General features: G+C 68.2%; 7 protein-coding genes and 1 tRNA gene. 6 read left to right on the top strand and 2 right to left on the bottom strand.

Annotated elements, in window-relative coordinates; all coding sequences use genetic code 11:
* The first annotated feature begins 304 nt into the window (after positions 1 to 304).
* From LBW94_RS36910 to LBW94_RS36895, 4 genes are all read left to right on the top strand, one after another.
* Positions 305 to 389: transfer RNA gene (locus LBW94_RS36910), tRNA-Leu, on the top strand.
* Positions 390 to 677: 288 nt separating this feature from the next.
* Positions 678 to 1,031: a hypothetical protein gene (locus LBW94_RS36905; RefSeq protein WP_225060456.1), complete on the top strand. Its 354-nt coding sequence runs from the start codon at positions 678 to 680 to the stop codon at positions 1,029 to 1,031.
* A complete protein-coding gene (locus LBW94_RS36900) occupies positions 1,028 to 2,059 on the top strand; it encodes a tyrosine-type recombinase/integrase (protein ID WP_225060457.1) in 1,032 nt (343 codons plus the stop codon). The genes LBW94_RS36905 and LBW94_RS36900 overlap by 4 nt, the downstream gene beginning before the upstream one ends.
* Before the next feature lie 64 nt (positions 2,060 to 2,123).
* Positions 2,124 to 3,098, top strand: a complete 975-nt coding sequence (locus tag LBW94_RS36895; protein ID WP_225060458.1) for a helix-turn-helix domain-containing protein — start codon at positions 2,124 to 2,126, stop codon at positions 3,096 to 3,098.
* A gap of 15 nt (positions 3,099 to 3,113) precedes the next feature.
* Here the strand turns inward: LBW94_RS36895 and LBW94_RS36890 are convergent, their stop codons facing one another.
* A complete protein-coding gene (locus tag LBW94_RS36890) occupies positions 3,114 to 3,644 on the bottom strand; it encodes an AAA family ATPase (protein ID WP_225060459.1) in 531 nt (176 codons plus the stop codon).
* A 495-nt stretch (positions 3,645 to 4,139) separates the two neighbouring features.
* Here LBW94_RS36890 and mobF point away from each other — a divergent pair, with 495 nt between their 5' ends.
* Entirely contained in the window at positions 4,140 to 8,708 is a 4,569-nt protein-coding gene (gene mobF / locus LBW94_RS36885) for a MobF family relaxase (RefSeq protein ID WP_225060460.1), read from the top strand.
* Between the two features lie 257 nt (positions 8,709 to 8,965).
* Here the strand turns inward: mobF and LBW94_RS36880 are convergent, their stop codons facing one another.
* Positions 8,966 to 9,313: a hypothetical protein gene (locus tag LBW94_RS36880; RefSeq protein WP_225060461.1), complete on the bottom strand. Its 348-nt coding sequence runs from the start codon at positions 9,311 to 9,313 to the stop codon at positions 8,966 to 8,968.
* 17 nt (positions 9,314 to 9,330) lie between these two features.
* Here LBW94_RS36880 and LBW94_RS36875 point away from each other — a divergent pair, with 17 nt between their 5' ends.
* Positions 9,331 to 10,404, top strand: coding sequence for a tyrosine-type recombinase/integrase (locus tag LBW94_RS36875; RefSeq protein WP_225060462.1), 1,074 nt, complete (start codon positions 9,331 to 9,333; stop codon positions 10,402 to 10,404).
* Positions 10,405 to 10,432 lie beyond the last annotated feature (28 nt).

Genomic DNA, 10,432 nt, shown 5'->3' with positions numbered 1-10,432 from the left:
CGATACCTGGCCAGGGTGGCACAAAATCATGAGGAAAGCCTCACGTTTCCCCCTGAGCCGTCCGGCTACCCCCGAGTATTCCGGTACGTTCGTACAAGAATGAAACACAAATATGACCCTCCCTCATGTTTGAACTGCCTGGTCTGCCGTGGTTACACCGGCGAAGGAAAGCTGAGGGTCCCTCATATTGAGGGTTACCGAATTGTTATAAATCCAGGTAGACCTACTCGCGAGTATGAAACGTTCGTGGCGAGCTTCGCGATCTCGGTCAAGCCCGGTAGAGTTTGGACGGTCGTACCAGCACGCGCGAGTGGCGAAATAGGCAGACGCGCTGGATTTAGGTTCCAGTGTCTTCGGACGTGGGGGTTCAAGTCCCCCCTCGCGCACCAGGTTTCGGCATTCGTGAGGTTTCCCGCACGAGCGTGTTCGAGGGCGCTCGAACACGGTGAGGAGACCTGTATGCGGTACTTCTACCAGCGAACTTCCCCTGCCCCGGCGTCGATCCAGGGGCAGTTTCGAGCACGTCTGCCCATCGCCGGGCTTCGCACGGTGGTGCGGCGATGATCGCCCCGGTGATACCGCCCTCGTCGGCGGCAACCGCGCTGCCGCCGTCGCCATCCGTCCCGGCGCCCACGCCCACCGCACGAGGTCCGATGCCGGTGTATGTGCGGCCACCGATGACCGGAGCGGACGTGCTGGTCGGGATCTCGACGGTCGGGCAGGCCGGGCGCGTCGTGGACCGGACCCTCATGCGGAAACTGGGCTGGGCACCGGGTACCCGGCTGCGGATCCGGATCGCCGACGCGGGCGTGCTGGTGGTCGAGCGGGACACCGACGGCCCGGTGATCGTCCGTGGCAGTGGCTGTTTCGCGATCCCGTACCGGATGCGGCGGCGGGTGAACCTGTTCGTCGGTGACCGGGTCCTGTTGCTGGGCCGCGTCACCCGCGGGCGGCTCGCGATCCACCCGCCCGCGGCGATCGACACGCTGTTCACCACCAGCTTCGACCTCCTCGAGGACGTGAGCCGGTGACCACTTCCACGGAGGTATCGCAGGAGGCGATCGCGGCGGCACGGGTGTTGTTGTCGCAGATGGGTTTGTCGCCTGCCGACCTCGTCGGCTCCGCAGCGCCGGCTCCGACCTTCGCCGAGATCGTCCCCTTGGTCGCCGCGACCCTGTCGCCGGGGACGTTGCGCACCTACAACACTCACTTCACGCGCCTGCTGAACCTCTGGAGCGACCGGCGTCTGGACGAGGTGTCGAAAACCGACCTGGAGGAACAGTCACGAGCTGTGCAGGCCGGTGCCCGCCGCGATCGGCGCTCCGGGACCGGGTCCAGCGCCGCCGAACATTTCGTGACCGCCACCCGCTGCGTCTACCGGTACGCCGAAGACAAGGGCTGGATCCGTCCGGCGGACAACCCCGCCCGCCAGGTGGCGGTCCCGTTGCGCCGGACCTCGAACCGGTACGCGATCCCCTCGCATCGGCTGGCAGAAATCAATCGGGCCGTCGTCGATACCAGTGACGATCCTGAGCTGGACTGCCTGCTGATCCGGCTGCACACCGAAACCGCGTGCCGTGTCGGTGGCGTGTTGGCGTTGCGGCCGATCGATCTCGACCCGGACCAGTGCCTGCTCTACCTGCGTGAGAAAGGATGCAGCGACCGCTGGCAACCGGTGTCGCCCACCATGATGCGCCACCTGCTCCAGCACGCCCACGACCGGCATGCACCGGCCCACGGTCAACTGCTGCGCTACAGCAGCGGACGACCGATCACCCGCCGCCGCTACGACACCCTGTGGGCGCGCGTCGGCGTCGAACTGCCGTGGGTGGCCGTCCAGGGCATCACCACACACTGGCTGCGCCACACCACCCTCACCTGGGTCGAGCGAACCTACAGCTACGCCATCGCCCACGCCTTCGCCGGACACCGCGACGGCAAAGGCGGCAGCGTGACAGCGACCTATGTGAAAGCCAGCCTCCTCGAGATCGCGACCGCCGTCGCAGTGCTCACCGGCGAACCACATCCGCTGGTGTCCGCGCACACCGATCAGCGGTGAACCGGTCGGCCGTGCGCACAGTGCGCGCACGGCCGACCCATCACCGCCCGAACAGGACCCCACCATGTCCCGACGTTCCACGGCTGCGGCGCGGGCACCACACCCCGGCCCGGCACACCCCGTTGCTCCGGACATCCATCACGCTCGTGCACACGTCTTCTTCTGGTGCGTGCTGACCACGGCCGCTGGTGTCAGCGTGACCGGCAACGCCGTTCACGCTGTCCTTCACGCCCACACCCTGCCCGGTCTGGCCGCCGGTGTCGCGGTCGTCCCGCCCATCGCGTTGATCGCGGCCGTGCACGGCGTGACCGTTCTCCTGCGCACCCACACCCGATCCCGCGGCGTGCACATCGTCGCCACGTTCATGACCGTGCTCATCGCCGGCGGGGCCTTCTGGCTTTCGTTCACCGCCCTGCGCGCCCTGGCGATCCTGGCCGCAGTCCCGGCAGGACAGGCATGGCTGTGGCCGACGATCATCGAAGGCTCGATGACCCAAGCGACCGTGGCGATACTCGCACTCGCGCAAACGACCCGTGTGCACGAGCCGGACACCGAGCAGCGCACACTCGACCCAAGTCGGAGCACAAGCGGCGAAAGTCGTGCGCACAACGAAATCGGCACCGGCGTTGCCCACACCGAGAGCACCGACGCCGGACCACCTGTGCCGCGGCGCGACTGGACGCACATCGCCACAACCATCTGCGACCGTGACCCGGCGCGCCGCCGGAATCCGGACGATGTGGCCCGGATGCTCGCCTGGCATTACGACGACGGCTTGACCCCGAGCGCGATCGCACGCCGAGCGGGCCGCAGCCGCTCCGGCGTCAGCAGAATCCTCCGCCTCGCGGCCACGCTGACCGACCACACGGCAGCCACCGAGCAGCCACCGCGCCCTCGGAGTATGGACGCGCCGCCACCGGCGCACCGTGACCCGGCACCGGCAGCACGCGAATCGAATTCCTGCGCCACCACATCCGGCCGCCTTCCGGTGACGGCGGAGAAGGTTGTCGGTCCGCCGCGGCCGGATCCTGTGCAGTGACGTCGGTTCCGGTCGTCACCACGGTGCGCTGCCGACACGGTCGACCTGCTCGGCGAGGACGGCACAGTCGACCGGTCCGGTGGTGTCGACGAAGACGGTCGCGGCCAGGCCCAACGGCGCGGCGTGCTCGGCCCAGGTGTCCCAGTCGTCGGCCAGACGCTGTTCGTCACGGTGGACGGCGGCCCGGCGCCGGCTCCGGTACCGCTTCCTGGCGACGGTGGCCGGGACATCACACCAGATCTCCACGACACGGTCGGCGCCGACCATCTCGATTCCCATCCTCGCGAAGCCGAGATCGCGCGGCCTGAACGACCACGAGTCGACGACCACGTTGGACGGAATCGCGCGGGCCAGAGCCCACACCGTATCCATCGCGATCCCGCCCAACGCCGGGATGTCGTCGGCGTTGTCCAGGCAGGACGCCAGCGCTTCCTTGACGGCGTCCTTCGACAACAATCGCGCGTTCAGGACCGGGGCAAGCGCTCGCCCCAGTGTCGTTTTACCGGCACCGGGCAAACCGTTGATCAACACCAGGAGATTGCCCATCAGGTCATCATCGCCGCTGTCCGCCGCGCACTGCGCCTCTTCGATCGGCACGACGACGGCAGCCGTTGGGCAGGTTCGGCGAGAGCACCGGCATCCTGCACGATCGACGCTCACTGCCGCGCGGCCGGCTCCGGCGGGCCGCCGTCCAGGTCAGGTCGTCCTCGGTTCGCGCTCACCGGCCGCGCTTCCCGCCGAGACGCATCGGCGGTCGTCGCGCCGCGCTGACGTGCTGAAACCGGAGATCCTGAGACACCTTCTACACCACCGATACTCACCTCTGATCACGCAGACATCACCAGTCATACCGATCCATGCCACAGACTCACCCAACCTGCTGATATTCGATGCACAACGCCCACATCTCAATTCACGACAGGCAGACCTCTTGCATTCAGGATCACAATTTCGTAAACACCTAAGGATTTTACTAATTCGACAATTTCAGTGTATATACTAGGGCTCGCCAAAACCTGTCATCGAGCGTTCGCTGGAAGGGTGACAGCGACGCTGCACAAGGTGATGGCAGGCAACGGCTACCTGTACTACCTCCGTCAGACCGCCGCCTACGACGTGTCCGACCGAGGCTCGTCGAGCCTGTCCGACTACTACAGCGCCCGAGGTGAAGCCCCGGGCCGCTGGCACGGTGACGGCTTGTCCGCGTTGGGAATCCAGCCCGGAGACGAGGTCACCGAGGCGCAGATGAAGGCCCTGTGGGGTGTCGGCCGACATCCGAACGCCGATGCGATCGAGGCCCAGGTGATCACGGCCGAGATCGCCGCGGGCGCGAAACCCGGAGAGGCGACACGTGCGGCCGAGCGGGCATCACGGCTGGGCAACCCCTATCGAATGTATTCCGGCGGTTCCGAATTCCGGCGGCGATCAGCAGAAGCGTTCGCCGCCTTCAACACTGCGCGAGGCCACGATCCGCACGCGGCGATCCCCGAGGCCGACCGTGCTCGCCTGCGGACCCGTGTGGCGCGGGAGATGTTCGCCGACCGGTACGGTCGCGCACCGCTCGATCAGCGTGAACTGTCAGGCTGGGTGGCACAGATTTCCCGCCCGTCCTCGGCGGCGGTCGCGGGGTTCGACATCACCTTCTCGCCGGTGAAATCGGTGTCGGTGCTGTGGGCGGTCGCACCACGAGAGACCGGCGACCTGGTCCAGGCCGCGCACGAGGCGGCGGTCGACGACGCGCTCACGTGGCTGCAACAGCACGCCCTCTACACCCGGCTGGGCCGCAACGGAGTCCGGCAGGTGGAGGTGGAGGGAATGGTCGCCGCGCGATTCCTGCACCGCGACAGCCGCTGTGGGGACCCGGATCTGCACACCCACGTTTTGATCGCGAACCGGGTCCGTACCCTCGACGGCCGCTGGCGCACCCTCGACGGCGCCATGATCTACCGGGCTGTGGTCACCGTCAGCGAGATCTACAACACCCGTCTCGAGGCCCACCTCGAACGTCTGCTGGGCGTGACATTCACCGAACGCCCGGGAACCGATCCCTCGAAGCGGCCGATCCGTGAAATCGTCGGCATTCCGATGGAGCTGATCGAGCACTGGTCGCAGCGCGATGCCGCGATCACGCGCCGGCTCGGCGAACTGTCCGTCGCCTTCCAGCAGCAACTCGGGCGGGAGCCGATGCCCGCGGAAATGTACCGGCTGGCCGAACGCGCCACCCTCGAAACCCGACCCGCCAAACACGGGCTACGCACCCGCGCGGAGCAGCACGCCGACTGGCGTGCTCACGCCGCCACCATCCTCGGCGGCCGGGATGCGCTGGCCCACATGCTGTCCGCTGTGACCAATGGCTCGCAGCGCGAACGTCCGGTGACCGATCGTGCCTGGCTGACCGCTGCCGCCGACCGGGTGGTGGCGCAGGTGTCGGCGCAACGGTCGGTATGGCAGCGGCATCATCTGCGCAGCGAGATCGAGCGGCACATCCGGGGCCGGGTCGCCCCACACGACGTCGATGTCATCGCCGATCAGCTGGAACGCGAAGCGTTGTCGCCGTCACGGGTGATCGCGCGCGGCAATCCCGACGCCGCCGCGCATCCGGTCCTACGCCGGGTGCCGGCGATGTTCGCGCATCGCGACGGCAGCAGCGTCCACGCCGTCGCCGGAGCGCAGCACTACACCACCGCCTCAGCCCTCGATATCGGTGCGCGACTGATCGACCTGTCGCTACAGCCCGGCGGCCGCGCGCTCACCCCGGACGTGCTGGCCGCCGCAGTCGACGCCTACCAGCGCGATCCGGCCCATCGAGACCGGCAACTCAACGAAGGCCAACTGGCTGTCCTGACCATGTTCGCGCACTCACCGATGCGGATCCATACCGCGAACGCACCCGCCGGCACCGGCAAAACCACCACGATGCGAGTGCTGGTGGACGCCTGGCACCGCAGCGGCGGCACCGTTGTCGGGCTCACCCCGACCGCGGCCGCCGCCGACGTGCTCCGCGAATCCACCAGTGCCCGTGCCGAAACCGTCGACAAACTCCTCACCGTCCTCGCCGCCCACACCCCCGGCCACGCACACGACACCGATCGTCGAGGACCGCCTCCGCTGCCACAATGGGTCCTCGACATAGGTCCGTCGACCCTGGTCCTCGTCGACGAGCACATCCAGCTCGCGGACGCGAAACGGGTACGGCTGCTGGAGTTCCTGGCCTCGCGTGACGCGACCGTCCGCTGCCTCGGCGACGACCGGCAGCTACCCGCCATCGACGCCGCCGACGCCGCAACCGACATGGCCGAGGCCAATCCCCCCGCCACCTTGACACAGGTCGTCCGGTTCGCCTCCCCCGGAGAAGCCGCCGCCTGCCTGCAACTCCGCGACGGTGACCCCGCCGGGCTCGGCTGGTATCTGGACAACGGCCGCATCCACACCGGCAGCCCGGCCGCCACCTGCGACGACGCCTACACCGCCTGGATCGACGACCACATCAGCGGCCACGACGCCCTCATGCTCGCCCCGACCCACGACATCGTCCGCGAACTCAACCACCGCGCCCGTAGCGACCGCCTCGCCCGCACCCACCACCCGCCCGGACCGAACACGCTGCTGTCCGACACCAATTACGCCTCCGCCGGTGACCTCATCTGCACCCGCCGCAACAATCCCCGGCTGCGCGTCGGTGACACCGACTGGGTGCGCAACGGCTACCGGTGGACCGTCACCACCGTCCATCCCGACGGCAGCCTCACCGCCCGCCGCCTGCACGCCGGCCACCTCCGGCCCGGCACCGTGCACCTCCCGGCCGACTATTTGCGCGCACATGTCCGCCTCGGCTACGCCGTCACCATCAACGCCGCACAAGGGCTGACCGTCGACACCTGCCACGTCGCCCTCACCGGCCGCGAAACCCACAACCAGCTCTACGTCGCCCTGACCCGCGGCGTCCACGCCAACCACGCCTACGTCCCCACCGCCCTCGACGGCAGCGAAGCCTCCTTCTGGACCGAACCCGCCGTGCTCCCCCGCACCGCCGTCGAAATCCTCTGCCGGATCCTCGGCCGCGACACCACCCCGATGTCCCCGTACGCCGAGCTACGCACAGCCCTCGACCCGGCGCGGCGACTGGGTCGGGCCGTGGACATCTACCTCGACGCCGTCGGCATGGCCGCCGAACACGCCGTCGGCGACACCGTCCTCGCCCGCCTCGACGCCGCCGCCGAAACCATCGACCCCCACCTCACCGACAGCCCCTCCTACCCTGTCCTCCGTCAGCACCTCGCCATCCTCGCCACCCGAGGCCGCGACCCCGTCGCCGCCTTGCACATGGCCGCGACCGAACGCGAACTCGACACCGCCACCGACATCGCCGCCGTCCTCGACCGACGTCTCGATCCCACCGGAAGACACTCCACCGGAACCGGACCCCTGCCCTGGACCCACTGCTTCCCCAACGCCCTCGGTTCCGAACACCTGCACGCCCGCGCGCACATCATCGCCGACCTCGCCGCCCAGATCGCCCACGACACCGCCGCCTGGACACCCGTCACCGCACCCAGGTGGGCACAACCGCTGCTGCACAGCGACCCCCGCCTCCTCGCCGACCTCGCCGTCTGGCGTGCCGCCCACCACATCGACGACACCGACACTCGCCCGACCGGACCGCCGCGCTACCCCGCCCTGGAACGCATCTACCAGCAGCTACTCGACGCCCGCGTCACCGACACCATCGGTGATCTCCACTACGCCACCCATACCTGGTCCGCCCTGGCCAAACGCCTCGACGCCCGCCTGCTCACCGACCCGTACTGGCCGGTCCTCGCCGACAAGATCGACCTCGCTGCCCGCGCCGGCCTCCCCATCGAAACCCTCCTCGGCACCGCCGCCGCCAGCCGGCCACTGCCCGACGACATGCCCGCTGCCGCACTGTGGTCACGCCTGCAGATCGAACCCGCCGCGCTGCACACCACCACCGACGCCCTGAGGCCGTATTGGACACCACAACTGGCCGAACTCCTCGGCACCGACACCGCCGACCTCCTGATCAACGATCCGGCCTGGCCACGCCTCGTCGCCGCCATCGATCACGCCACCGCCAGCGGCTGGACACCCCGCGATATCCTTGCCACCGCCTACGAACTGCTCCTCGGCGGCCAAGCCGACACCGGCAGCATCCGCCCCCACCAACTCACCACCGCGCTGGCCTGGCGCGCCGAAGCACTGCTGCACACCGATATCGGCTCAGCACCGGTATCTCCCGCCGACCCGATACCGGACACCGCACCCGAGGATCCGTTCGACGAGCCACTGCGCACCCTGACCGACACCGAACTCATCCAGCAGATCGACGACCTGCACCAGCGTCTCACCCTCGCCGACACCTACACGTTCCTGTTCTCCTCGGATGAACCGAGCGAAAGTTCTCGGCTGCGTGCACAACTCGACGGTCTCCACGCAGAGCGGGACCGCCGTCACCACCTCACGCCCGACCAACTGGCAGCCGAACGGAAAAATCGTCACGCTACGGACCCCACGGGTGAGAACAGCGTCGAACCCCACGATCTCGGGCACCACGACCCGACGATTCAGCCTCCCCACGACATCGGACCCTGACCACCCCGGCATCCCCAGAAGGCCACCGCCTCACCGGCAGTCGGCGAAGGCCTCGTGACATCACCCGCGGCCACCGCAGACCGGCCAATTCCTTCCGCCTGCGCACGCCGCGAACTGCCGTCGGGGTGGCGCACGGACCGTTTTTCGGCTTCTATGGAATGAGCAGGGGACTCGACTCGCGTCACACGCCGATCGAGGACCGAATGGTGCACTACTTCCCACCCAGCACATCACGCGCTCACCCAGTACAGCTCCCGCTACCGCTGATCCACCGGGATCTCCCCGGGGCCGAACAGCCGTATATCGCTGTCTCCACGCTCACCGCCGATGGCCGGCTCGCGGCCTCGTCGGTCTTCGAGCGCCTCGGATGGCACCCCGGCCACCACCTCCACCCGACGGTCCGTGGCCCCGCGCTGATACTCACTGCCGCGGCCGAATCGTCGAAACACCGGCTCGACCGTCACCGCCACTTCCGGATACCGGCGGCAATCCGAGCCAGAATCCACCTCGACACCGGAGATCGCCTGCTGCTCATAGCCCTCCACGAGCAGGTACTCATCTACGCGCCGGGGGCCCTGTACGAGCTGCTGCACCTCGCCGAACACAGCACCCCGGACCACCGATGAACTCCCCCGATCTGGACGCCGCGCGCCTGATCCTCGACAAACTCGGCATCCGTCCCGAGCAACTCATCGACCAGCCCAGCACGACCGTACCGATACCGACCTTCCGGCAATACATCCCGCAACTCCAGAACACCCTCACCCCAGGCACCCTCCGCACCTACAGCCCCTACTTACGCCGACTCACCGACACCTGGGGCGACCGCCGACTCGACGAACCAACCCCACTCGAACTCGAACAACTCATCGAGCGCACACGCCGAACCGCCCGCATCCGCAGCAACTCTCGTGACGGCCGATCCGCAGCCGAACACATGACCAACGCACTGCGCTACCTCTACAAGCACGCCGCCGAGGACGGCTACCTCGCAAGTGGCAATCCCGCCGGCGCGATCCTCCAACCGCCACGCCACCCCAGCCTGCGCACCTCGCTGCCCACACCTCTGCTCGCCGCGATCATCGACACCGCGACCACCACCGGCAACGATCCCGACCTCGACACCCTGATCCTCCGCCTCCACATCGAAACCGCCTGCCGACGCAGCGGCGTCCTCAACCTCCGCCCCCGCGACCTGGACCCCACCCAATGCCTCATCCTCCTCCGGGAAAAAGGCCACACCACCCGCTGGCAACCCATCTCCCCCACCCTCATGCAGGCACTCCTGCAACACCACCACGAACGCGGCCGCAACGACCCCGAACAACCACTCCTGCGCTACCGCAACGGCCGACCACTCACCGGCCGCCGATACGACAGCCTCTGGACCCGCATCGGCACCCACCTCCCCTGGGTGGCAACCCAGCAGATCACCGCCCACTGGCTCCGCCACACCACCCTCACCTGGGTCGAACGCCACTTCGGCTACGCCGTCACGCGCGCCTACGCCGGACACACCCAACCCACCCGCCACGACGCCACCACCCTCACCTACGTACGCGCCTCACAATGGGAAGTCGCCCAAGCACTTTCGGCACTCACCGGAGAACCGCACCCCCTCGTCCCGGCCGACCGGTCCCTGCTGCATCGCCAGCCGCTTGACGAATCATCAGCGGACGTCGACCAGGGATGGTGATTCCGGCCGGCCGCATCACCCAGTTGCG

The organism is Nocardia sp. alder85J, assembly GCF_020176955.2.
Classification (GTDB): domain Bacteria; phylum Actinomycetota; class Actinomycetes; order Mycobacteriales; family Mycobacteriaceae; genus Nocardia.
The sequence above is the reverse complement of the archived record's forward strand: the minus strand, read 5'-3'. Positions and strand labels throughout refer to the sequence as shown.